Annotated in this window: 25 protein-coding genes; 21 read left to right on the forward strand and 4 right to left on the reverse strand. The window is 63.0% G+C overall.

All coding sequences use genetic code 11. The features are described from left to right. Positions 1 to 117: 117 nt before the first annotated feature. Together BQ4436_RS11625 and BQ4436_RS11985 are read left to right on the forward strand one after the other, a co-directional pair. The gene (locus BQ4436_RS11625; RefSeq protein WP_083329443.1) at positions 118 to 1083 is read left to right on the forward strand and encodes a S1 family peptidase; all 966 of its coding nucleotides are present in this window, start codon (positions 118 to 120) and stop codon (positions 1081 to 1083) included. Positions 1084 to 1115: 32 nt separating this feature from the next. Next, positions 1116 to 1568: a hypothetical protein gene (locus BQ4436_RS11985; RefSeq protein ID WP_143000818.1), complete on the forward strand. Its 453-nt coding sequence runs from the start codon at positions 1116 to 1118 to the stop codon at positions 1566 to 1568. Positions 1569 to 1661: 93 nt separating this feature from the next. On the opposite strand, the gene BQ4436_RS04715 is transcribed toward BQ4436_RS11985, so the two are convergent. Next, complete coding sequence (locus tag BQ4436_RS04715) at positions 1662 to 2777, reverse strand: chymotrypsin family serine protease (protein WP_070975685.1); 1116 nt, start codon at positions 2775 to 2777, stop codon at positions 1662 to 1664. A 50-nt stretch (positions 2778 to 2827) separates the two neighbouring features. Between BQ4436_RS04715 and BQ4436_RS04720 the strand changes: the two genes are divergently transcribed. Genes BQ4436_RS04720 through BQ4436_RS04730 form a run of 3 tightly spaced genes read left to right on the forward strand, consistent with a single transcriptional unit; the run spans position 2828 to position 5447 of the window. Further along, positions 2828 to 3574: a phosphoglyceromutase gene (locus BQ4436_RS04720; protein WP_070976015.1), complete on the forward strand. Its 747-nt coding sequence runs from the start codon at positions 2828 to 2830 to the stop codon at positions 3572 to 3574. 9 nt (positions 3575 to 3583) lie between these two features. Beyond that, positions 3584 to 4723 (forward strand): sensor histidine kinase, encoded by a 1140-nt coding sequence (locus tag BQ4436_RS04725; RefSeq protein ID WP_083329444.1) that lies wholly within the window; start codon positions 3584 to 3586, stop codon positions 4721 to 4723. Positions 4724 to 4748: 25 nt separating this feature from the next. Then, a complete protein-coding gene (locus tag BQ4436_RS04730; protein ID WP_070363208.1) occupies positions 4749 to 5447 on the forward strand; it encodes a response regulator transcription factor in 699 nt (232 codons plus the stop codon). Here the strand turns inward: BQ4436_RS04730 and BQ4436_RS04735 are convergent. Further along, positions 5429 to 6304, reverse strand: a complete 876-nt coding sequence (locus BQ4436_RS04735; RefSeq protein WP_070975687.1) for a DUF3109 family protein — start codon at positions 6302 to 6304, stop codon at positions 5429 to 5431. The two genes, BQ4436_RS04730 and BQ4436_RS04735, sit on opposite strands and share 19 nt — an antisense overlap. Before the next feature lie 33 nt (positions 6305 to 6337). Between BQ4436_RS04735 and BQ4436_RS04740 the strand changes: the two genes are divergently transcribed. From BQ4436_RS04740 to BQ4436_RS11630, 5 genes are all read left to right on the forward strand, one after another. Further along, on the forward strand, positions 6338 to 7294 hold the full coding sequence (locus BQ4436_RS04740) for a Ppx/GppA family phosphatase (RefSeq protein ID WP_070975688.1): 957 nt from the start codon (positions 6338 to 6340) through the stop codon (positions 7292 to 7294). Continuing rightward, complete coding sequence (locus BQ4436_RS04745; RefSeq protein ID WP_070975689.1) at positions 7294 to 8064, forward strand: hypothetical protein; 771 nt, start codon at positions 7294 to 7296, stop codon at positions 8062 to 8064. The genes BQ4436_RS04740 and BQ4436_RS04745 overlap by 1 nt, the downstream gene beginning before the upstream one ends. A 45-nt stretch (positions 8065 to 8109) precedes the next feature. Continuing rightward, positions 8110 to 8913 (forward strand): pyrroline-5-carboxylate reductase, encoded by an 804-nt coding sequence (gene proC, locus BQ4436_RS04750; RefSeq protein ID WP_070976016.1) that lies wholly within the window; start codon positions 8110 to 8112, stop codon positions 8911 to 8913. A gap of 191 nt (positions 8914 to 9104) precedes the next feature. Next, positions 9105 to 9296, forward strand: a complete 192-nt coding sequence (locus tag BQ4436_RS04755) for a helix-turn-helix domain-containing protein (RefSeq protein ID WP_070363204.1) — start codon at positions 9105 to 9107, stop codon at positions 9294 to 9296. Positions 9297 to 9423: 127 nt separating this feature from the next. After that, entirely contained in the window at positions 9424 to 9525 is a 102-nt protein-coding gene (locus BQ4436_RS11630) for a 30S ribosomal protein bS22 (RefSeq protein ID WP_003855542.1), read from the forward strand. 220 nt (positions 9526 to 9745) lie between these two features. Here the strand turns inward: BQ4436_RS11630 and BQ4436_RS04760 are convergent, their stop codons facing one another. Further along, positions 9746 to 11461 carry an IS3 family transposase gene (locus BQ4436_RS04760; protein WP_070975207.1) on the reverse strand — a complete coding sequence of 572 codons (1716 nt, stop codon included), beginning with the start codon at positions 11459 to 11461 and terminating at the stop codon, positions 9746 to 9748. A 274-nt stretch (positions 11462 to 11735) separates the two neighbouring features. Between BQ4436_RS04760 and bioB the strand changes: the two genes are divergently transcribed. Together bioB and BQ4436_RS04770 are read left to right on the forward strand one after the other, a co-directional pair. Beyond that, positions 11736 to 12800, forward strand: coding sequence for a biotin synthase BioB (gene bioB / locus BQ4436_RS04765; protein WP_070975690.1), 1065 nt, complete (start codon positions 11736 to 11738; stop codon positions 12798 to 12800). After that, positions 12800 to 13003, forward strand: coding sequence for a biotin synthase auxiliary protein BsaP (locus BQ4436_RS04770; protein ID WP_070363202.1), 204 nt, complete (start codon positions 12800 to 12802; stop codon positions 13001 to 13003). Before bioB ends, BQ4436_RS04770 begins: the two co-directional genes overlap by 1 nt. Before the next feature lie 16 nt (positions 13004 to 13019). Here the strand turns inward: BQ4436_RS04770 and BQ4436_RS04775 are convergent, their stop codons facing one another. Further along, a complete protein-coding gene (locus BQ4436_RS04775) occupies positions 13020 to 14042 on the reverse strand; it encodes an HAD-IB family hydrolase (protein WP_070975691.1) in 1023 nt (340 codons plus the stop codon). 66 nt (positions 14043 to 14108) lie between these two features. Here BQ4436_RS04775 and BQ4436_RS04780 point away from each other — a divergent pair, with 66 nt between their 5' ends. From BQ4436_RS04780 to hemE, 9 genes are all read left to right on the forward strand, one after another. Beyond that, positions 14109 to 14345 (forward strand): glutaredoxin family protein, encoded by a 237-nt coding sequence (locus BQ4436_RS04780; protein ID WP_070363200.1) that lies wholly within the window; start codon positions 14109 to 14111, stop codon positions 14343 to 14345. 44 nt (positions 14346 to 14389) lie between these two features. Then, a complete protein-coding gene (locus BQ4436_RS04785) occupies positions 14390 to 15715 on the forward strand; it encodes a glutamyl-tRNA reductase (RefSeq protein WP_083329445.1) in 1326 nt (441 codons plus the stop codon). Between the two features lie 5 nt (positions 15716 to 15720). Then, the gene (hemC, locus tag BQ4436_RS04790; RefSeq protein WP_070975693.1) at positions 15721 to 16602 is read left to right on the forward strand and encodes a hydroxymethylbilane synthase; all 882 of its coding nucleotides are present in this window, start codon (positions 15721 to 15723) and stop codon (positions 16600 to 16602) included. A 163-nt stretch (positions 16603 to 16765) separates the two neighbouring features. Continuing rightward, the gene (locus BQ4436_RS04795) at positions 16766 to 18478 is read left to right on the forward strand and encodes a bifunctional uroporphyrinogen-III C-methyltransferase/uroporphyrinogen-III synthase (RefSeq protein WP_070363197.1); all 1713 of its coding nucleotides are present in this window, start codon (positions 16766 to 16768) and stop codon (positions 18476 to 18478) included. A gap of 8 nt (positions 18479 to 18486) precedes the next feature. Next, entirely contained in the window at positions 18487 to 19497 is a 1011-nt protein-coding gene (gene hemB / locus BQ4436_RS04800) for a porphobilinogen synthase (protein WP_070975694.1), read from the forward strand. Further along, positions 19490 to 20059 carry a hypothetical protein gene (locus BQ4436_RS04805; protein ID WP_083329446.1) on the forward strand — a complete coding sequence of 190 codons (570 nt, stop codon included), beginning with the start codon at positions 19490 to 19492 and terminating at the stop codon, positions 20057 to 20059. Before hemB ends, BQ4436_RS04805 begins: the two co-directional genes overlap by 8 nt. 31 nt (positions 20060 to 20090) lie before the next feature. After that, positions 20091 to 20549 carry a hypothetical protein gene (locus BQ4436_RS12490; RefSeq protein ID WP_083329447.1) on the forward strand — a complete coding sequence of 153 codons (459 nt, stop codon included), beginning with the start codon at positions 20091 to 20093 and terminating at the stop codon, positions 20547 to 20549. Between the two features lie 68 nt (positions 20550 to 20617). Then, positions 20618 to 22684, forward strand: a complete 2067-nt coding sequence (locus tag BQ4436_RS04810) for a heavy metal translocating P-type ATPase (protein ID WP_083329448.1) — start codon at positions 20618 to 20620, stop codon at positions 22682 to 22684. Positions 22685 to 22711: 27 nt separating this feature from the next. Continuing rightward, the gene (gene hemE / locus BQ4436_RS04815; protein ID WP_070975695.1) at positions 22712 to 23758 is read left to right on the forward strand and encodes a uroporphyrinogen decarboxylase; all 1047 of its coding nucleotides are present in this window, start codon (positions 22712 to 22714) and stop codon (positions 23756 to 23758) included. The last annotated feature ends 15 nt before the right edge of the window (positions 23759 to 23773 follow it).

Genomic DNA, 23773 nt, shown 5'->3' on the forward strand with positions numbered 1-23773 from the left:
GGTCGGGTGAAATGTATTCAGAGTATGTAGCACCAATTATGACGTAAATACTGGTGGGACTGTGCTACGATCAAATCGAAAAGGATCGGACCGTTAATCTTTCGTTAAGGAGCTACTGTGCGGTATCGAGTTTTGGTTGAGGGTCTTCTGCTTGTCTTCGCTTTTGGCGCTGTAGGGACGCCGGTGAGTGTTGTGCAGGCTCAAGAGGCTGGAGAGCAGGTCAATGAGTTATATGAAGGTGGTGAGGAACAACATTGGGTGGATGAGTCTGATGGAAATGAACCGTACGATGAGGGGTTGGACTGGTTCACTACCAATAAAACTCCTACATACGACAATAGGATCGGTGCCTTATATTTCTCTGACGGATTAAAATCGGAGCGAACATGTACAGCCAACTATATTGGAGATTATTACTGGCTGACGGCTCGGCACTGTGTTGAGGATGAATTGAATTCAATTGGATTTATCCAGCAGTCTGATGGTGAATTTGCCGGGATTGAGTTAATTGAAATGGCTCCCGACCCGGAGCACGATCTTGCGCTCATACGTGTGGGAACTGGAATTAATGCTAGAAAATTTGAGTTGAGTGCGAGGCCGCCACGAGTGGGTGACGGCGTTCGAGTAATTGGCTATTCGGGGCAGGTTGGGCAGCGCAATAATTTTTCGTCGGCAGCAGACTTTCGTGTGGGGGTAGTTGATTACCTGGTTCATACCACCAGGGGAGACGTTTACTCCGATCAAATGCGTTTAGACCCAACCGGCGACGCCAATTTGTGTCACGGTGACTCTGGTGCAGCGGTTTTTGCCGGGAATGAGATAGTTGGGGTTGCTTCGACTACTGAAATCCAGAATGATAGCTCTGGGCGGAAGCAGTGCATTGGGTCTGGATCGGCTGCAAAAATCGACTCGAATTTGGGTTGGATACAAAAAACGGTACAAAATCAAAGCTTGACTCAAGCTCAGAAGCACCGAGCTTGGCGGGGCGGTGTTACGGCGAAATTTAATCGTAAGTCCCTTGGTGTCCATGAGCGTTCGAAGCTCCCAGGCAGTTCTTGTGGGGGATCGTCGTGCGGAAAGTAAAGAAGATGCAGCGAAGATTTCTAGTGTGTGGCATGACTGCGTTGGTTACAGTTGTGCCTGGGGTTACCCACGGTGTTGGTGCAGCGGTTTCGGTTGACCAAACTGTGGGAGCAACAGTGGCGTCGAGCAAAACAGACAACGTGTTCGATTTCGCTGATGCTATGTGGTATGTATTCAAGCATCGTGAGGAGTCTGAAGAGATGAGCGAGGCGATGCGCTGGGGGGTGACATCAGAAGAAGAAGCAGCGAAGTGTCGTGAGCTGAAGAAGTCTCCAGTCCAGCCTGCAATTGGTGGCCCAATTTGTCCATCTCAGGCATATACGTCGGCAGACGTGGCCCTAGCGAAGTATGCCTCCACGTTTGCCAAAGGGTCGCCTATTTTGGCCTTGCGGATAGCTCTAGCGGTCTTGGCCGTTCTTGGTGGGGCTGCCTATGCGGTAGGTCCACATTTATCGAATTGGGGTGTTCCAGTCCCCTGGCTGTGATGACGTAAAAACCAACAGACTTAAAGGTTTTCGTACAACACCTCACAAAGATAAAGATGATGCCTTAACCGATCGCCACCGCACCGCCCCGGACTACCGCCCGATCGCCTCCACCGCCGCGGCGGCACCCCACTTGCCGAGCTGCTGCGCGTGGTGATCGACCGCACCTGAGACGTCGGCGGCGAGGCGTTGTGCCTGCTCAACAGTGCGGACCTGGCCGGCGCGCTGGGCGGCAACTTCGGCGTCACGTTGGGCGGCGGTGACGGCCTCGTCGAAGCCCTGCTTGCCGGTCTTGCTCGGTTTCAGTTCGGGGTTGTCCTGCATGATCTGGTGCATGAGGGCGCCTTGCTCCTGGTTGAGCGGGGTGAAGTTGCCGTGGGGCGCGGTGGAGTCGGGGAGGGTGAAGGCTTCGTTGACTTTGCCGTCGGGGACGTTGAAGGCGTCTTCGATGATGCGGTCGGCACGCTGGGCTTTGCCGAGGGGTCCTATGCCCATGGAGCTGACGCCGAGGACAGCGCCGTCGCGGGGGTCGTAGTTGATGCCGCCGGAGTCGCCGTGTTCGTAGCGCAGGCCCCAGGAGTAGATGCTGTTGCGGGAACGGGCGAGTTGGTGGCCGCAGGTGCGGCCGGTGGTGGCGCCGTCTTTGCAGATGGGCTGGCCGAAGTTGGAAGTGTCGAAGTAGCTGTAGGGCAGGTTGCGAGTGTCCTGGATGTAGCGCAGTTCGCGGGGTGCGCCGTGGGCGTGGCCGTTGGCGTCGCGCGAGAAGGACATGCGGGTGGCTGGGGTGCCGGGGGCGGCGGTGACGACGCCCCAGTCCGGGGTGTTGACGGTGTCCCAGAAGAACTGTGAGGGGAGGTAGACGTCGGCGTAGTCGGTGGAGGGTTTGAGATTGGTTGGGGTGCCGATGGGGCGGTAGCTGGCGTCGATAGGTACTTCGACGCGGTGGGTGCGCATGACGTCGGTGGGCTCGTTGTCGACGCCTTGGGAAAGGTCGAAGCAGTGGCCGGCGGTGAGCATGACGAGCTGGCCGTTGATGGTGCCGCTGAAGCCTTGGGAGCAGGACGCGGCGCTGGCGTGTTCGGGGATGGAAATTGTGTGATTGCCCACTCGCATTGTGGTCGGCGGCTGCTCGGGGAGGACGCGAAATGGCGCCCCAGGTGCGAGAAGTGCGACGGAGAGCGCGGCGGCGACGGCGTTGGCGTAGATCATGAGACCCAACCTTAAAGAAAAATCATACGATTCGTGGCATGATTGGTGCCATGACGAATGGAAAGTTGATTCTTGTCCGTCACGGACAAAGTGAATGGAACAAGTCCAACCAGTTCACCGGCTGGGTCGATGTCAATCTGACCGAGCAGGGTGAGCAGGAAGCCGTCAACGCCGGTAAGTTGATGGCAGAAAAGGGCGTGCTGCCGGACATCGTGTTCACGTCGCTGCTGCGTCGTGCGATCCGCACCGCGAACATCGCGCTGAACGCTGCGGACCGTCACTGGATCCCAGTTGTGCGTAACTGGCGCCTCAACGAGCGTCACTACGGCAAGCTGCAGGGCCTGAACAAGGCAGAGATCCGTGAGGAGTACGGCGAGGAGCAGTTCATGAGCTGGCGCCGTTCCTACGACACTCCGCCACCAGAAATCGACGCCGACAACGAGCACTCCCAGACCGACGACGTGCGTTACGCGTTCCTCCCAGAGGTCCCTCGCACGGAGTGCCTGAAGGACGTTGTGGAGCGCTTCCTGCCGTTCTACATCGACGTCATCCTGCCTGAGGTTCTCGACGGCAAGACGGTCATGCTGGCTGCGCACGGTAACTCGCTGCGCGCGCTGGTGAAGTACCTGGACAACATCTCCGACGATGACATTGCTGGTCTGAACATCCCGACCGGCATGCCGTTGGTCTACGAGATTGACAGCAAGGGCAAGGTGCTCAACCCAGGCGGCACGTACCTCGATCCGGAGGCGGCTGCGGCAGGTGCTGCTGCGGTTGCTAACCAGGGCCAGAAGTAAGTAGCCACATTGTCCCCGCTACTGGCGTTTTTAGGGGGCGTAGTTCTCGCAGCGCTTGCTGCACCGTTGGTGCGGCGGGCGCTGCGTTGGCGTTTACGCAACCGGGTTGATGGTGGTTCGGATTCCCGTAGGGCGGCCACGATTAGTGAGGTGCTGCAGCTGGCGGTGCAGGGCTCGCCGACGGGGATTGCGGTGATGAACCAGGAGGGCAAGGTGCTGCTCTCGAACGCGAGGGCGCACGATATGTCGCTGGTGTATGACCGCACGGTGCAGCCGGAGGTGTGGGAGACCGCACAGCAGGTCTTTGAGGATCAGGAGACGCACGTCCTTGACCTTGACCTGCCGATTCGCGCGACGGGGTCCCGCATTCGGAACGTGCGCGTGGTGGTCAAACCGCTGACGCTGACGGAGAACTCCTACGTGATTGCTTACAGCACGGACGAGTCCGAGAACGTGCGGATGGAGCACGCGCGCCGCGACTTCGTGGCGAACGTCTCGCACGAGCTGAAGACGCCGGTCGGCGGGATGGCGCTACTCGCGGAGGCGCTGCTGCAGGACCCGGATGACCCGGAGATGGTGGACTACTTCGGCACGAAGGTGCTGAAGGAGGCTCACCGGATGGGCGACATGATCACGGACCTGATTTCGCTGTCGAAGCTGCAGGGTGCGGAGGCGTTGCCTGAGATGTCGCCGGTGAGCCTCGACGAGGTGATTGACGACGCCATCACCCGCAACCACGTCACCGCCGAGGGCCGTAACATCGACCTGATCCGTGGAGAACCCACCGGGATTACGGTGATGGGGGACCAGTCCCTGCTGACGTCCGCGGTGAGCAACCTGGTGTCGAACGCCATTAACTACTCGCCGGACGGCCAGCCGGTGAGTATTACGCAGCAGGTGCGTATGTCCGGGAAGCAGAAGGTGGCGCTTGTGCGCGTCACTGACCGCGGGATCGGGATTGCGCTGGAGGATCAGAAGCGCGTGTTTGAGCGTTTTTACCGCGTCGATAAGGCGAGGTCGCGCTCGACTGGGGGGACTGGCTTGGGTTTGGCCATCGTGAAGCATGTGGCGCAAAACCACGGGGGTACTATCAGAGTGTGGTCGCGCCCGGGGACCGGGTCGACTTTCACGCTCGAGTTGCCGATGTAGCTTTTGCAGGAGGGTTTCCCTAACCGTGTCTACGAAGATCCTGATCGTTGAAGATGAAGAGTCCCTGGCGGATCCGCTGTCGTATCTGCTGGAAAAGGAGGGCTTTTCCACGGTGTGGGCGGCCGACGGCCCGGCGGCGCTCGAGGCGTTCGAGGCCAACGAGGTCGATCTTGTCCTGTTGGACCTGATGCTGCCGGGCATGAGCGGCACGGATGTGTGCCGGAAGCTGCGCGCGAGTTCGTCGGTGCCGATCATTATGGTCACGGCGCGTGACTCGGAGATCGATAAGGTGGTGGGCCTCGAGCTCGGCGCGGATGACTACGTGACCAAGCCGTACTCGACTCGCGAGCTCATTGCGCGCATCCGGGCGGTGCTGCGCCGCGGCGGGGAGTCGGCGGCGGAGGAAAAGGACGAGCCGAGCCGCGACGTACTCATCGGCGGCCGCGTCACCATGGACGTCGAGCGCCACAGCGTGCTTGTCGACGGCCAACCAGTCCGCATGCCGCTCAAGGAGTTCGACCTGCTGGAGTACCTGATGCGCAACGCCGGCCGGGTGCTTACGCGTTCCCAGCTCATCGACATGATCTGGGGTGCGGACTACGTCGGCGACACCAAGACCCTGGACGTGCACGTCAAACGGCTGCGCTCAAAGATCGAGGAGGAGCCGTCGAAGCCGAAGCAGCTGGTGACGGTGCGCGGCCTGGGCTACAAGTTCGAGGCCTGATCGCTGGCCGGGTGCGTGGTCTTCGCCTCACGCGGGAGTTTCGCGCGGGCGGCGCAGTGCGCGGCGAGGACCTCGTAGGGCTTCTCGCCAATGAGCTGCTGTAGCTCCTGCTTCATCGACTGCCACACGGGTGTACCGCCGGTGTGGCAGGCGGGCGCGTCGGTGCACCACCAGTCGAAGTCTTCGCCGCCGCCACCCCACTGGCGCCGGTCGTACTCGCCGATGGTGGTGCGCAGGATCTCCTGGCCGTCGGCGCGTTCCTCCCAGGAGTCCTCCCGGGAAAACGGCACTTGCCAGCACACTTCCGGTTTGGATCCGATGATGTTGCGGCCTTCCGCCATCGCCCACTGGTGCAGGGAACAGCCCGGGCCGGTTTCGGCGCCGGTGCGGTTGGCGAAGATGCAGGCGCCATCCACCACGCGCGTCTTGATGTGTGGGCCGTCGTCCTCTTCTTCGGTGTCGTCCCACTCCAGCCAGGGCTCGAGGATGGTGGGGTCGGCGGCTGCGATGTAGGAATCGACGTCGCGGGGGCGCAGCTGCCAGTACTTCGCGGGCATCTCGGCGACCGCATTATAGAGGTCGTCGCGGTCCGTTTCGTCGGAGAGGTACGCGCCGTGGATGCAGCAGCCGACAACGGAGAAGTCCTCATCAATCCCGTGGCACTGCGGCGTGCCAAACCGGCACGACCAGGTGGATTCCACCCACGTCAGGTCGATGCTGAAGTAGTGCAGCGGGTCCTCCGGGTGCATGAACACGAACCATTCGCGGGGGAAGTCGGTGGGCACTTCGCGTCCCGCGAGGATCGAGCGGCCGGCGGGGGATTCGGCGGGGAATCCGAGAAAAACTGGTTGATTCACACCAACACACCGTAGACGCACTACGCTGAGGGTGTGCGATTAGGTGTATTAGACGTAGGCAGCAACACGGTGCATCTCGTGGGGGTCGATGCCCGCAGTGGCGGCCGCCCCACCCCGATGAGTGACTGGAAGCAGCCACTCCGGCTCGTCGAACTCCTCGACGATGAGGGCAACATTGCGCCGAAGGGCGTCGACAAGCTTATCGACGCCGTGGGAGAAGCCGCCGGCTTAAGCAACAAGCTGAAGTGCGAGGAGTTCCTCGCCTTTGCGACGTCCGCCGTGCGCTCGGCAACGAACTCCGAGGAAGTGCTCAAGAAGGTTGAGAAGAAAACCGGCGTGCGCCTCGAAGTCCTCTCCGGCGAGGAGGAGGCGCGGCTGACGTTCCTCGCGGTGCGCCGCTGGTACGGCTGGTCTGCCGGGCGCATCACCAACCTGGACATCGGCGGCGGCTCCCTGGAGATGTCCACCGGCACCGAAGAAAGCCCCGACCTGGCCGTGTCCCTCGACCTGGGCGCCGGGCGGCTCACCCACGAGTGGTTCGAATCCGACCCGCCCGAGCGCAAAAAGATCAACCTGCTGCGCGACTACATCGACGCTGAACTCGCCGGGCCCGCCCGGGAGTTCCACGCGCTGGGGGAGGCGGGGCTGGCCGTCGGCACCTCGAAGACGTTCCGCTCCCTCGCCCGGCTAACCGGCGCTGCACCCTCCTCAGCTGGGCCTTTCGTGAAGCGAACCCTCACCGCGCCGGGCCTGCGCCAGCTCATCGCATTCATCTCCCGCATGACCGCAGCCGACCGTGCGGAGCTCGAAGGCATCAGCGCCGACCGCTCACACCAGATCGTTGCGGGTGCCCTAGTTGCAGAGGCTGCCATGCGAGCGCTTAAGCTTGATAAGTTAGAGATCTGTCCATGGGCGCTACGAGAAGGCGTGATCCTCCGTTGGATCGACCAAGGGCATGACTTAGGAGATGACGAAGGAGACAACGACTGATGTCTGAGGACAAGCAGCTGACGGTTGCGGAGCTCCTCGCCCGGGCCCAGAAAACCAACCCGGACGTGGGTAAGCGTCCCCGCCGACGCCGCAGCTTGGAGGAAGGCGGCGTCTCGGTCGCGGAGCTGACCGGCTCCTTCAAGGCTGTCGACGCCCGCCCGGCCGAAGCGAAGCACTCCAGCGTGCCACTCGACGCACCAGCCGAACCCGCACCGGCGAAGCCTGAGCCTGCTGCAGAGAAGCCTGCTGCCGAGAAACCTGCGGCTGCAAAGCCTGCGGCCGAGAAGCCGGTTGACCCGCCCGCGCCTGCGCCTGCCGCGCAGAAGGCCAGCCCTTCCGAGGACGAAACGACGCAGATCCGCGTCGTGGAGGACACCAAGGAGCCAGCGCAGCGCACCAGGACTGAGTCTGCTGAGAAACCCGCCGAGGAAGACGCGCTCGACCTCTTCGACGACGAGCATGCTGAGGATGTGGACGTCGAAAAGGCTGAAGCCGCCGAGGTCGCCGAAATCGATGACGACGGCGCCGTCAACCCCATCATGCTGGTGCTCTTCGTGTTCATCGGCGTAGTCCTGGGCGTGCTCGGGTTCATGCTGTTCAGCTGGATCTGGGCGAACCTGGCAACCGCACTCGCAGCCATCCTGGGCGCCGCCGCTGTTGCGGGCGTCGTCTTCGGTGTGCGCGCGATGCACACTGGCCGCGATGGTCTGACCATGACGCTCGCGGGCGTTGCCGCCCTGGTCATGGCGTTCGGCCCGGCCCTGCTCTAAGGGCGTTTTCCACCACAGTGCCCCCGTGGCGCTAGTGTGTGGTGCATGGAAAAAATCGCAATCATTGGCGTTGGCAATATCGGCGAGGCCCTGCTGCAGGGGCTGATCGCCTCAAAGGTTGAACCGCACCACCTCATTGCCACCTGCCGCTCCGAGGAGCGCGTGGCGGCGCTCGCCGAGCGCTACGCCATCCAGGCCACGACGGACAACGTCGAGGCCGCCACCGACGCCGACGTTGTCTTCCTGTGCGTCAAACCCAACCAGATCATTGACGTGATCGGGGAGATCGCGGAGACCGTCGCGAGCAACTCGGTGCCCACCGTGCTCGTCTCGATGGCAGCCGGCGTCGACATCGCCGACATGGAAGAGGCCATCTCGTCCGCGGGCACCCCCATCATGCGCGTGATGCCGAACACCCCGATGCTCGTGGGCAAGGGCGTGCTCGCCGTCTCCGCCGGCCGCTACGTGGAAGACGAGCAGCGGGAGGCCGTCGAAAAGCTCTTGACGTCCGCGGGCCGCGTCGTCGCCGTCCCCGAAAAGGCAATGCACGCCGTCACGGCGCTCTCGGGTTCGGGGCCCGCCTACTACTTCCTGCTCACCGAAGCACTTATCGACGCCGGCGTTGCCCTCGGACTGCCCCGGGACCTCGCCACGGAACTGGCCACCCAAACCTGCGCCGGCGCCGGAGCGCTCCTGGACCAGCACCCCGACCCTGTCGGCCTGCGCGCCGCCGTCTCCTCACCGGGCGGCACGACCGTCGCCGCAATCCGGGAACTCGAGGAGTCCGGCCTACGCGCCGCGATCTACCGCGCCACCGACGCCTGCGCGACGCGCTCCGAGGAATACTGAGCCTTTTGAGCCACAGCAGTCACCGCTTTCACACCAGATACGGGGTGTTTCTCCAGGCACTTTGAAAAAGTATCGGCACATGAGTCGCATTAGGCCCAGTGTTCACGATAAGGTTGTTTGAAGCACGTGCGTGTTTCGTCCTGCAGGAGGGGAAGCCTGCAGCGCGACCGTGCTGAAGGGTTTATGAATTAATGGCAAATGAAGATAAAGGCAAGTTCTTAACCGTCGCTGAAGTCGCCGAAATTATGCGCGTCTCCAAGATGACGGTCTACCGCTTGTTGCACTCGGGTGAGCTGCCGGCAGTACGCGTCGGCCGCTCCTTCCGTGTCAACGAAACGGCGGTCAGTGAGTACCTTGAATCCTCCGTGTACGACGTCGGATAAATAGCACTCACCTTGCCCGAACCTTTTTGAGTGCCAAACACCTTGGTTGTATGCTTACACCCATTGCGTACACCACGAGTGAATGCTGGCACGTCAAGAACGTACTACGAAGAAACGAGGAAACCTTATGGGTTCAGTGATTAAGAAGCGCCGCAAGCGTATGTCCAAGAAGAAGCACCGCAAGATGCTTCGCCGCACGCGTGTTCAGCGTCGTAAGCTTGGCAAGTAAGCTTTTGCAGCGCCCGCACCACATGGTTGGAGCGGGCGTTTTTTCATGCGTGTGGCTCGCGCTCCATACCGGTGAGCGAGCGAATTAGCCTGGGGAAATGCGGTTGTGGGCGTGGCTAAAACCCAAATGGTAGTAACAGGATTGTAGTAATCCCCGTTTTGGCCCCCTTGGGGCTGCGGATGTTTTGTTGGAGTGCATCACGAGGGACTTTGTCTCGTAGTTATGCACTCAGTGCCTGTCTATGCTCAGCGATGGTCGTATAACCATCACCAAGTGTCGACTTCAACCTTGTATGGATATAGAAGTCAATGTAGGACTCAATATACTCGCGCATCTGCGCAACTGTCATCTGCGACGTATGCGCCCTGCCTTTGAGTAGTTCTTGTTTCATCGTGCCGAAGAACCCTTCTGTGCGCGCGTTATCACCACTGGTGCCCTTCCTGGATAGTGACGGGATGTAGCGCCACCTGGCCCGACACCACTTGCCTTCCTGACACTTCGGACAGTCCAGGCGGTTATGCGTGTGATCGGTAATCAACTTCACCCACTTAGTGCTGCGGTAGAGTCCACCCCGGTCAGAATGGATAATTGGCTGCACCCCGTCAGGTTTTACCGCATCAATACGCGCGATCATGTCTGCGACCAGATCATGATTCGGTGATGTCGACATGGTCACCGCAATGGGCATTCCGTCATAGAAGTCAATAGCGGCAGACAGATAGAGTTTGCCGTCTGGGCAGTGGATTTCTGTGACATCGGTACCGATTTTTTCCCACGGTGTATCAGCATGAAAATCATGGATTAATCCCTTGGCATCAGCGTGGGTGCGAAAGTGCTCAGATAGCTCGATGACTTCAGGCGTTGGCTGCTGTGCGGTGTCGTGACATGCACACGCAGTGGTGCGGGGTTTGACCAACAGGAGGTTTGCTGGACTGTGGGCGGTCTCACCGGTGTAGGACGAGTACTTCGTTGACTGCTTCGCCGGTGGCCTGCATGCAAGTTCACCCATTAACTCACGCACGATCTTTTCCGATACCCGATGTCCTCGAGCTTTCAGCCAGGCATGGATACGCCGATACCCATAGCTTTGATTCGACTCGGCAACTGCTTGCAGGATCATCGGTTTGTACTGCTCACGACGCGCACTACGCCGGGCCAGCACACGCTGATGCTTGCCCTGGTGGTGATAAAACGTTGACTCGGCAATACCAACAAGCTGACACGCTTTCTTGATAGAGACACCGCGGGCGTCCGTGATGGCAACAACGACGGCGGCCTTCGCCGCTGTCGTGAGTACACCGTCACGGACGGTGACTTTTCCCTGCGTCTCACCACCCATGAGTACTTCAATAATCGCGTCTTTGACTGCTTGGCGGTCACGTTCATCAGCCAGCATCTTTTTCAACACTTCCGGATCATCCGGCAAAGCATCCAAGTCAGGTATTGGGCCAGGCCCGGGCAACCACTCATCAACCGGGCGTGGCGGTGTCGCAGTGTTGCGGTTGATGGTGGTTCGTTGGTGTTTGCGGGCTCGTTTGGTTTTGCGGTTATAACTCACGCGTTTCATTGTGGCTTGATATGCCGCATCGAACGTCATCGACGCTGCGTCGTTGCGTTCTTCTTCGTCAGGCCATAATTCACGCGTCCACCTGCCTACCGAGTGAAATGACACCTGGAACTCCGCCGCGATCCGGCGCAGTGACTTCGTGGAGGTCAGTCTGCGCGCGACGGCTTTGGCGATCGCCTCCGCGGTTGGGGGACCATCAGATCGGATGTAGCCGTTGCGTCTGTCAGTAATCCAGTTTTTCACCGAGCCTGCTGCGGGGCGTCGGCCGGTAACGTGTGCTACCCAGTCGCAGACCTCGGGGGTGGTCATGCCTTCGAAGTACTTGTCGACCGCGGACTCGCGGACGGTGTCGGGGAACTTTGCGGGCATCGGAATACCTTCCAGCCCTCAACACTCCAACGAAATGTCCGCGCTCCCCTTTTCGAGGATTACTACATTCCTGTTACTACACTTTGCAGGTCAGGCGGGTGTTCGGGCGGGTGGAGTACCCCGAAATTGCGAAAAGTTCCTCGGATTTCTGTGATCGCGGGAACTTTTTGATGTGGGTGGAGGTTGGGGCACGAAACACCTGAACGGTGTTCAATTGCGGTCTACACTGATGCGTACTTACAACACGTCCCCGCACTGAACGGAGCGCATTACCATGACCGACATCCTCGATATCGCACGCGAAAAAGCCCTTGAGCGCGGCGAAGGCCTGAACAAGGAAGAGCTCGTGCAGATCCTCACCATCGAGGACGAGCGCCTGCCGGAACTGCTCGACCTTGCCCATCAGGTTCGCATCAAGCACTGTGGCGTCGACGTCTCCCTGGAGGGCATCATCTCCTTAAAGACCGGCGGCTGCCCCGAGGACTGCCACTTCTGCTCCCAGTCCGGACTGTTCGAGTCCCCGGTCCGTGCCGTCACCCTGAATATCGACGAGCTCGTGGAGGCCGCGAAGCAGTCCGAGAAAATGGGCGCCTCCGAGTTTTGTATTGTCGCCGCCGTGAAAGGCCCGACGCAGGACCTGCTGGACCAGGTCGCGGCGGCGGTGACTGCCATTCGGGAGGAGGTGGACATCTCTATTTCTGCCTCGCTTGGCATTCTGACCCGTGAACAGGCGCGCCAACTCGCGCAGATGGGCGTGTCCCGCTATAACCACAACTTCGAAACCGCCGAATCCTTCTTCCCGAACGTGGTCACCACCCACACCTGGCAGGAGCGCAAAGACACTCTCGAGCACGTGCTCGCTGAGGGGATGGAGACCTGCTGTGGCGGGATCATTGGTCTGGGGGAGACGATCGAGCAGCGTGCCGAATTCGCCACGCAGCTTGCCGAGATCCAGCCTCACGAGGTGCCGATGAACTTCCTCGACCCACGTCCCGGCACCCCGTTCGCCGACCGGCCACTCGTCCCGCAGGGGGAGGCGCTTCGTGCCGTTGCGGCGTTCCGCCTGGCCATGCCCACAACCCAGCTCCGTTTTGCCGGTGGCACGGAGCTCGCGCTTGGCGACGACGGCACCGAAGTCGGCCTGATGGGCGGCGCGAACGCCATCATCGGCGGTAATTACCTGACCACGTTTGGCCGTCCGATAGAGAAGGACCGCGACGCCGTGGACCGCGTCCTCGACGGGAGCTCCCGGCCGCGCATCAACCTGGGTATTACACCCGTCGGCCAGAAGGTGAACTCCGGCCACGGCATCCTCTACGACACGATCAAGTCACTCTGATGCGCATTCCAGACAACACCGATCTTGCCGACGCCATCCTCTCTGGCGACATCGCCTGGCCCCTCGACCCGGCCCGCCCCTACGACGCGCCACGTATCTGCCCGCTGTGTCAGCGGCGGATGGTGGTGAAGATTTCGCCGATGGCGTGGTCGGCGGCATGCTCCCGCCACGGATTGCTGCGTTCGGAGTGGCTTGAGCGGTGATGCCCGCACCAAAAAACTACCGTCGACGCAGCGCCACCACGCCAGCCGCGACACCGGCAGCGAGCGTGCCACCCGCCAGAGCGCCGAGGGCCGGGAGCATGTACCGGCGTAGGGAGCGGTAGTCCTCGATGGTCCAGCCTTGGCCGGTCGCGTAGCGGCGCAGCGCACGGTCAGGGTTGATGGCAACGGGGTTGCCGACCATGGACAGCATCGGCAGGTCGTTGATGCTGTCGGAGTAGGCGGTGCACTTTGCCAGGTCGAGCTTCTGAATCGCGGCCAGTGCCGCCACGGCGTGCTGCTTGCCGGGGCCGTGGAGGATGTCGCCGACGAGGCGGCCGGTGAACTTGCCGTCTTCCTCTTCGGCGACGGTGCCGAGGGCACCGGTGAAGCCGAGGCGTTCCGCGAGCGCCTGGCCGATTTGGACCGGGGTGGCGGAGACCAGCCAGACTTGTTGGCCTTGGGCGATGTGGCGGGACGCGGCGTCGATAGTTGATTGGTAGGTCTTGTCGAGCATTTGGCGGTCGACGATTTCGGCGCAGAGCTCTTTGAGCTGCTCGACGTTCTTGCCTTTGACTACTTGGAGGGCCTGCTCGCGGCCTTTGGCGATGTCTTTGGCGCTTTCGGAGCCGGAGACGCGGTAGCGGATTTGCTTGGTCAGCGCGGGGAGGAGCTCGCGAAGGGTGATGAAGCGCTGCTTGGCCAGGCCCTTGGCCAGCAGGATGAGCGAGGAGCCCTGGATGAGGGTGTTGTCGATGTCGAAGAACGCGGCCGCCTCGGTGTCTTGGGGGACGTCGGGGTCGGGCTGGGTGATTTTCTCCCGGCCGGCGGTTTTGAAGGCGCCGCCGACGGAGTCGACGCCGGTGGCGAATTCTTCGATGCTGATGCCGAAGGTTTCTTCGATGGCGGCGGCTGCGGCGGCGTTACCAGCGGTGCGCTGGGATTCGGCGTCAAGAGGTGGGAGGGCAACTTCTTCGAGGAAGCGGCGAAGGTTGCCTTGGGTGAGTGACCATTGGGCCAGGAGTTCTTTGTGGTCGGACATTGCCAGCGAGCCTTTCACCGTGTGGCAGACGTGATAGCTTGTATCGTAAACAAGATTGGCGGAGAGATGAAACAGGTTGAACTGATGGTGCGCGCGACCTGCGGGTCATGCGAGCGGGTGGCTGCGCAGATCGCCCCGGTGGTCGAGCAGTGCGGCGCGCAGCTCACGCTTGTTGATGTCGACGCCTCTCCGTCACTCAACGCCGAGTTCGGGGATCGCGTCCCAGTTGTGGTGATTGATGGGGACGAGTTCGCGTGTTGGGAAGTGGATAACGCGGACCTGGCCGAGGCGCTGTCAGAGTGACGCGCTATCCTTTGGTTTGATTCACGGCTGACTGGAGGGATTGAGTGAGTGTTCTCGTTGTAGGGATGTCGCACCGCTCGGCGCCCGTTGCGTTGTTGGAACGCTTGAGTATGGATGATGCGGTGCAGCATTCGGCGGCGTCGGCGCTGGTGGAGCGCCCGTCGTTGTCTGAGGCGATGATCATTTCGACGTGTAACCGGCTGGAGGTGTACACGGTTGCCAACGCGTTCCATGCGGGTGTGCAGGATGTGTTGGCGGTGCTGGCCGAGGTCTCCGGGGTGAGTGAGGCGGAGCTGCGCGGCTACCTGTACGTGCGGTATTCGGACGCGGCTGCGGAGCACTTGTTGACGGTCGCGTCCGGCCTGGATTCCATGGTGGTGGGGGAGCAGCAGATCATCGGGCAGGTGCGTACCGCGTATACGCACGCGGCGGAGCAGGGCACGGTGGGCCCGGCGTTGCATTCGTTGGCGCAGTCGGCGTTGCATACGGGCAAGCGTGTGCATACGGAGACGTCGATTGATGATGCGGGCGGCTCGATGGTGACCTTCGCGCTGGATACGGCGATGGAGACGATGGGGGTGGACACGCTGGAGGGCCAGACTGCGCTGGTGTTGGGGGCTGGTGCGATGAGCTCGTTGGCGGCGACGCATTTGGGCAAGAGGGGCGTCGATAAGTTGATTATTGCGAACCGCACTCGCTCGCGCGCGGAGCGGTTGGCGGAGCACGCCCGGGAGGCCGGGGTGGCTGCGGAGGTCGTGGACTTCAATGCGCGCGCGGGGGCGCTGGGCCGTGTGGATATTACGGTGTCGGCGACGGCGTCGGATGGGTTCACCATTTCGGGCGAGGACATCTCGGGGCCGACGATGCTGATTGATTTGTCGCTGCCGCGCGATATTGACAACTCGGTGCTGGAACACGAAGGCGTGCACCTGATCAACATTGAGTACCTGCATGAGCAGCTGCACAACGCGGACTCGGAGGACTCGAAGGCGCTGCAGGCCGCGGAGGCGATCGTGGCCGAGGAGGTGCAGGTGTTTAGCTCCGAGCAGCGGATGCGCGAGGTGGCGCCGGCGGTGGCGCAGCTGCGCCGGATTGGCGCGGAGATCTCGGAGGAGGAGCTGGCGCGGCTGCGCAAGCGTCTTCCTGACCTGGGTGAAGAGGACTTCCAGCAGGTGGCGCGGTCGGTGAAGCGTGTGGTGGATAAGCTGCTGCATAAGCCGACGGTGAAGATTAAGGAGCTGGCGGCGAGCTCGGACTCGATTAGCCTGGAGACCGCCGTTGAGGAACTGTTTGGGGTGCGCCCCGTGTCGGCCGCTACTGATATGGACCGGTTGCCGAGTCCCGACGAATTGAAGTTGAAGGAGTCGTAATTTACATGCTGAAAATTGGTACGCGGGGTTCGCACTTGGCCACGACGCAGGCGGGTCACATGCGTGATGCCCTGATCGCGCACGGTTACCCGTCTGAGCTGCACATTGTGAAAACTGCCGGGGATGTTTCCCACGCGCCGGTGGAACGCATCGGCGTCGGCGTGTTTACGTCTGCGCTTCGCGACGCCCTCTTCGACGGCGAGGTGGACGTCGCCGTGCACTCCTTCAAGGACTTGCCGACGGCCCCAGAGCCCCGCACCTACCTGATCGTTCCGGAGCGCGAAGACCACCGCGAGGCACTCATCGCCCGCGACGGCCTGACGCTGGACACGCTGCCGAAGGGCGCGAAGGTGGGCACCTCGGCGCCGCGCCGTGTTTCCCAGCTGCGCGCGCTGCGCCCTGACCTTGAGATCCTCCCGCTGCGAGGCAACATTGAGACGCGCATGGGCCGGGTGGAAAGCGGCGAGATGGACGCGATTGTCCTGGCATATGCGGGCTTGGTCCGTGGTGGGTTCGCGGACCGCGCCACCCAAGTCTTCGATGCTGAGGTGTTCATGCCGGCTCCGGCGCAGGGCGCGCTGGCCGTCGAGTGCCGCGTCGACGACACCGCGCTGCGCGAGGGCCTGGACAAGCTGCTGCATGCGGATTCCTTTGCGTGCGCGGCGGCGGAGCGCCAGGTGCTGGCAACCCTGGAAGCGGGTTGCACGGCCCCGGTTGCGGCGCACGCGACCATCGCTGACGGCACCATTACCTTGCGGGCGGGGGTATTCGCCCTGGATGGCTCCAAGCAGCTGATTGAGGAGGCAACAGGCACGGACGCCCGTGAGCTGGGCACACAGCTTGCGCAGACGCTGATTGGGCGCGGGGCGGCAGAAATTATGCAGTAAGTTTTCAGACTGGTTTTGAAACAGGTTTTGAAACACGGCGTATGCAAATTAAGGTGTAACTACCATACGTCCAATCGTCTCGGTGTATAGGGGTCCCTTTGGGACTCGCTGTACGCCGGGACACTTCTTTACGCCTTATACAAGACCAGAAAAGACCATTTTGATGACACTGCCCTCAATCACGCCCCAGCCGGGGAAGGTGATCTTCGTCGGTGCCGGACCTGGCAATCCCGATTTGCTGACGATTCGCGCTCGCCAGGTGATGGAACGCAATTCTATCGCGTTGGTGGAACCGGATGTTCTTGAGGGTGTCCGAAATGTTCTTGCCGCAGCGTGCGCGGTGCCGCAGGAGAAGATCGACGCCGCGGAGGCCCAGTATGAGGCGATGTGTGCGGAGGCGAAGGCCTCCGGGGCGCGGCGCCGCCCGCCGAAGCCTGCGGACCCAACCGCGGCTGAGGTTGAAGAGGTGCCGCTTGGCACGGACGATATTGTTGCGCGGTTGCGCTCGGCGCTGCAGGCGGCGGCCGAGGTGATCCGCAAGGGGGATGACGGTGACGGGGATGTGATCCGTCTGGTCAGCGGGAACCCGCTGACGCGCGATGCGGTGCGGGAGGAGATCGCCGCGGTGGCGGCCGCCGGCCTGGAGTTCCAGATTGTGCCGGGGATGTCGCTGCCGTCGACGGTGCCGTCCTTTGCGGGTATCGCGCTCGGTTCAACGTATACGGAAGCAGATCTGGCGAACGGGCCGGTGGACTGGGACCAGTTGTCGCAGGCGCCGCAGCCGTTGGTGTTGCAGGCGGTGCGCGAGCAGCTGCCGGAGATGGCGTCGCAGTTGATGCAGCGCGGGTTCCCGGGTGAGCTGGCGTGCAGCGTCACGGCCAACGGAACGACGCGGCTGCAGCGCACGGTCGATGCGACCCTGGAGACCCTGGCAACCATGGACTCGGTGACGGCGGATCTGCCTGGTTCTTTGGTGGTGACGCTCGGTACTGTGAATGATGATCGATCGAAGTTTTCGTGGTGGGAAAACCGTCCTTTGTACGGGTGGCGAGTGCTGGTGCCGCGTGCGAAGGAGCAGGCGGAGGCGATGAGCAGCCGCCTGGCGTCGTACGGGGCGATCCCGCAGTCGGTGCCGACGATTTCTCTGGAGCCGCCGCGCAACCCGGCGCAGATGGACCGCGCGATTAAGGGCATCGTGGAGGGTCGCTACCAGTGGGTGGTGTTCACCTCGACGAACGCTGTGCACGCGGTGTGGAAGAAGTTCGAGCAGCTTGGCTTGGACGCCCGCGCGTTCGCGGGTGTGCACCTGGCGGCGGTCGGCCGCAAGACGGCGGAGGCGCTGCGCGCGCTAGGGATGAGCCCGGAGCTGCTGCCGCACCGCACGAAACAGAACGCCGCTGGCCTGGTGGAGGTGTTCCCCGAGTACGTCGAGGACATCGACCCGGTCTCGCGGGTGCTGCTGCCGCGGGCGGACATCGGAACGAACGTGCTGGTGGATGGCCTGATTGAGAAGGGCTGGGACGTCGAGGACGTCGTGGCCTACCGCACGGTGCGCGCGGCCCCGCCGGCTCCTGAGGTGCGCGACATGATCAAGACCGGCGGTTTTGACGCAGTCTGTTTCACGTCCGGCTCGACGGTGCGCAACCTGGTTGGCATCGCGGGCAAGCCGCACCAGCGCACGATCATCGCGTGCATCGGCCCAATGGCGGCTGAGGCAGCGCGCGAGCAGGGGCTGCGTGTCGACGTCGTACCAGAGGTTGCGGACGTGCCGTCGCTGGTGGACGCGCTTGCCGAGCACGTCGCTGCCCTGCGGGCAGCTGGGGAGCTGCCGCCGCCGCGGAAGAAGCGGAGGGCGCGTCGGAAACCGGCGTTATGATGTAGCACATGACTACATATCATCTTCCACGCCGTCCACGTCGCCTCCGCCAGAATCCTGCGATTCGGCAGCTCACCGCGGAGACGCGACTGGCTCCGGCCGATTTTATTTTGCCGTTGTTCGTGGCTGATGGCATCACCGAACGCCGAGAGATTGCCTCCATGCCGGGCGTGTACCAGCACACCACGGACACCCTGAAGGCGATCTGCCACGAGGCACTCGAGGAGGGGATCCGCTGTGTGGACCTCTTCGGCGTGCCGCTCGATGAGGATAAGGACGCCACGGGTTCCGTCGCGTGGGACCCGGAGGGCATCCTGAACCGGAACGTGCGCGCACTGCGCGAGGAGTTCGGCGAGGATCTGCTGATTATGGCAGACACCTGCCTGGATGAGTTCACGGACCACGGGCACTGTGGCGTAGTGGGCGTCGATAAGTATGGCAACCAGGTGGTGGATAACGATGCCACCTTGGATCTCTACCGCGATATGGCGCTGGCGCAGGCCGCTGCGGGCGCGCACATCGTGAGCCCGTCGGGGATGATGGACGGGCAGATCGGCGTGATCCGCGAGGGGCTCGACGCCGAGGGCTACCAGGACGTGGCCATCATGGCGTACTCGGCGAAGTACGCGTCGAAGTTCTTCGGGCCGTTCCGCGACGCGGTCGGCTCCTCCCTGAAGGGCGACCGCCGCACGTACCAGCAGGACCCGGCGAACGTGCGCGAGTCCCTGCTCGAGACCGAGCTCGATATTGAGGAAGGCGCGGACTTCGTCATGGTCAAGCCTGCGCTGCCGTACCTGGATGTGCTCAGCCGCGTGGCGGACATGTCGCCGGTGCCGGTGGCGGCGTACCAGGTTTCGGGCGAGTACGCGATGATGGTGGCCGCTGGTCAAAACGGTTGGATCGACTTCGAGGCGACCATGATGGAGTCGCTGACCTCTATCAAGCGTGCTGGCGCGGACCAGATTTTGACGTACTACGCAATCGAGGGCGCGCGTGCGCTGAAGGAGCTTCATGGCTAACACACCTCCCGCGGCGCAGGCCCCGGCCCTGCCACCGAGACACCGGAAGGACGAGCCGACGCAGCAACAGCCCGAGGCGGTGCGCTATCTCCTCGGCGCGTGGGCAGTGATGATCCTCGGTGAGCTCCTGCACCAGATCCTCGCCGTGGTGGTGACGGTGCTCGACCCGGCTGCGCTGCGCGAGGCGGCGAAGCAGGCCGCGAAGAACCAGTCGGAGGCGCTGCCGGAGAACATGATGCAGGCGAGCATGTACGCCACGGTTGTGCTGATGGCGTTGCTGCAGCTGGGCATCATCGTGGTGTTTTGCCTGGCGCTGCGCTCAGTGCAGCGCCGCGGAAAGTGGATGCTCAACGCCACGCGGGTGCTGCAGGTCTTCTCGGTCTTCTTCGCGGTGCGCGTGCTCACGCTCTTCTTGATGACGCCCGCTGCGACTAAAGTGCCGGTTGCGCTGTTCGCCGTCGACGGTGCGGTGCAGATCGTGGTCGGTGTGGCGGGAGCATTGGGGCTGTTCTATGCTTCCCGGAAGGAATCGCAGGACTACCTGCGTCCGGCTGAGCAGTAGCAGCAGTAGGGAAGAAGTGGAGTAACGGCGCATGGCTGATAATGTGACGCGCTCAATTGACGACGCCCGCCTGGCGGCCAAGGACGCCGGGTTCGACCCGGACTCGCGCCACTCCGAGGACAGCAACGGCAACCCGTTGCGCCCCCACGCTTCCTACGCGTTCGAGCTCGAGGGCCTGGAGGACGGCGCGCAGCTGCGCGACATCGAGGAGGCCCTCGAAGAGCTGCCAGGCGTGCAGGCGCGCCTGGTGTATCCGACGAAGATGGCGTGGGTGACCGCGCCGGACACCACGGCACCGCACACGATCGCCGAGGTGATGCAGCGCTTCGGGGTGGAGGTGCAGCTGACGGATTCGACGCTGCGCCGCCGCGCCCAGGGCCACTCGGTGGTGGATCACACGCTGCCGCGGAGAGGCACGCGTGGCATGTCCGGCCGGATGCGCCGGATGAAGGAACACGACTGTCTCTTATACACACATAGATGTGGATAAGAGCCCGGCGCGGATCTCTTCGGCGTGCCGCCCGGTGAGGACAGCGCACCGCCCGACGGCGCCGCGGCATGATGCGTGGCCAGGACGTACTGTTTACCGCCCGCGACTTGGTCACGCCGCTTCGCATGTGGATCGCTATTGTGCTGAGCATTCCGGTCGTCCTGATGGCGTACGTGCCGCAGTTCCAGTTTCCGGGCTGGCAGTGGTGTTCGTTGGCGTTGTCCACCCCGGTCGCACTGTGGTGCGCGTTCCCGTTCCACCGCGCGATGCTCGGTGGCGTGCGCCGCGGGATTTCCGCGCTGGACGGAGCGAGCTCGATCGCGATTTTGGCCGCTTGGCTGTGGTCACTGGTCGCGGTGGTGCTGACGTCCGCCGGGCAGATCGGCTGGACTACCAGTAGTGGCTGGGTGCCGCACCAGATGGGCCACGACGTTGAGATCTTCTTCGAGGTCTCCTGCGCCGTGACCACGTTGTTGCTGGTGGGACGCTACTTCACCATGCGCGCTCGCCCCCGCCTCATGGAGGATTTGCAGGCCCGCAACCCTGATCCGGACGCGGTGTACAAGGTGGTGCGTCGTTCGCGGGCGGGCAACGTGACGGAGGAAGACTTCCCGGCAGTCGAGCTGAACAAGGGGGATGACGTCTACGTCCACGCGGGCGAGATCATCCCTGCCGACGGCGAGGTGGTCGGCGGCTCTGGCGTGTTGAACCCGCAGATTATCGACGCCCGCGAGCCCTCCGAGGTGAAAGTCGGCTCAACGGTGCGCGCCGGGTCGGTGCTGCGCAGCGGCAAGATCAAGATGCGCGTGGAACGCGTCGGACACACCACCCGCCTGGGCGCGGTGGAGCGCTGGGTGGACGCGGTGCTGCGCCACCAGAACGAGGCCACGTTGATGTCCACGCGCGCGGCGGGCCTGCTCATCCCGGCGGCCTATGCGCTGGCCATCTTGGATTTTGGGCTGTGGGTGCTGCTGACCGGCAACTACAATGCTGGCTTTTCCACGGCGTTGGCCATCCTGGTGGTGGTGGCGCCGGTGGCGCTGGCGATTTCGCCGTCGCTGGCGATCCGCCTCGGCATTGAGTCTGCGGTGCGAAACGGCATCCTGATCCGCGACGGCGAACCCTTCCGCGCGCTGGAGTCGACGGACACGGCTGTGTTCAACCGCGTGGGCACCCTGGTCAAGCCGCAGATGACGGTGGAGACCGTCACCGCCGAGCGCGGCGAAAGCCCGGAGATGGTGATGCGCGTGGCGGGTGCGCTGTCGGTGGAGTCCAACCACCCGTCGGCACGCGCGATGGTGAAGGCGGCGCGTGAGGCGCGCGATGGGCGCACGAAGAGCGCCGATGTGCCGTCGTGGATCGAGATGAGCAACGAGGAAATCACGCCCGGCGGCGAGTTCCGCGGCCGCCTCACCTTGACCTACGGCGACGAGGACGAGGACCGCACCGAGTCCTTCGACGCCTGCCTGTGGCGCCCCACGAACCTGTCCCAGCTGCACGGCCGCCTCGCGATGGCCGCTACCGCCGGCGGTACCCCCGTGGTGGTGCGCTGGCGCGGCAAGGACCGCGGCGTCATCACCCTCTACGACCCCGCGAAGGACGACGCCCACGAGGCCATCAACCGCCTGGAACAGATGGGCGTAGAGACGGTGATGCTCACCCGCGATACCTACCCGGTGGCCCGCCGCTTCGCGGACTTCCTGGGCATGTCCAACGTGCTCGCGGGTATTACCGCGCCGGATAAGCCGGGGGCGGTTCGCGCCATCCACACGAAGGGCGCCACGGTTGCCATGATCGGCGACGCCACCGCGCTTCCCACTATCAAGGTGGCGGACGTCGGCCTGCTCTACGCCACCGACGACATTATCGACGCCCAGTCCTCCACCATCGCCCGCGCCTGCAACGCCGTGCTGATCCGCGACGACGTCTCCGCCGTCCCGCAGCTCATCGCGCACGCGCGCCGCGTGTGCCACATCATCGACTACAACATGATCTTCGCCTGGGCGTACAACTCCACCGCGATCGTGCTTGCCGCGATCGGCGTGCTGCCCCCGGTGGGGGCCACGCTGCTCATGCTCGGCAGCTCGCTCGTGATTGAGGCGCACTCCTCGCGGGCAAATCATTTTCCCACCTAAACCGCAACGGCGGTAGGGTGGGAGACTATGACCAGACGCGACCTTTCTTCTGCCCCGTTCATTGAGGCCGCCAACGGCCGCACGCCCTCACGCACCCCGGTGTGGTTCATGCGCCAGGCCGGGCGCTCGCTGCCGGAATACCGCAAGGCCCGCGAGGGCATCTCCATGTTGGACTCCTGCTTCATGCCGGAGCTCCTCGCCGAGATCACGATGCAGCCGGTGCGCCGTCACGACATGGATGCGGCGATTCTCTTTTCCGATATCGTCGTGCCGCTGAAAGCGGCGGGTATCGGCGTGGAGATCGTGCCGGGCCGCGGCCCAGTGATGGAGAAGGCGATTACGACGAAAGAGGACGTCGATAATTTGCCGGTGCTGGACCACAACGTTGAGGAAGTGGCCAAGGGCATCGAGATGATTCTCGACGAGCTCACCGACACCCAGGCCCTGATCGGCTTTGTCGGCGCGCCGTTTACGCTGGCCAGCTACCTCATCGAGGGCGGGCCGAGCAAGAACCACGAGAAGACGAAGGCCATGATGCACGGCGACCCGGACACGTGGCACGCCCTGATGCGCCGCCTCGTGCCGACCATCAGCGCGTTCCTGCGCACGCAGGTCGACGCCGGCATCGACGCCATGCAGCTCTTCGACTCCTGGGCAGGCTTCCTCACCGAGGCCGACTACCGCGAGCACGTCCTGCCGTACTCCGCCGAGATCCTGAAGGAGGTCGAGGGTGTGATCCCGCGCATCCACTTCGGTGTGGCCACGGGTGAGCTGCTCGGCGCGATGTCCGAGGCCGGTTCTGAGGTGATGGGCGTCGATTGGCGCGTGCCGCTCGACGTCGCCGCGAAGCGCTTTGCGTCCCCGCGTGTGCTGCAGGGCAACCTTGACCCGGCGATGCTCTTCGCCGGCCCCGCCGTGGTGCAGGAAGAAGTGCGCCGCATCAAGGCCGAGGCCGCCCGAGCTATCGACGCCGGCACCGCCACCGGCCACATCTTCAACCTCGGGCACGGCGTCTTGCCGACCACCGATGCAGGCGCCATCACCGACGCCGTCGCAATGATCCACGAAGCATAACGAAGGAGATCCCCA

This window comes from Corynebacterium sp. MC3, assembly GCF_900099485.1.
In the GTDB taxonomy this organism is placed as follows: Bacteria; Actinomycetota; Actinomycetes; order Mycobacteriales; family Mycobacteriaceae; genus Corynebacterium; species Corynebacterium pseudogenitalium.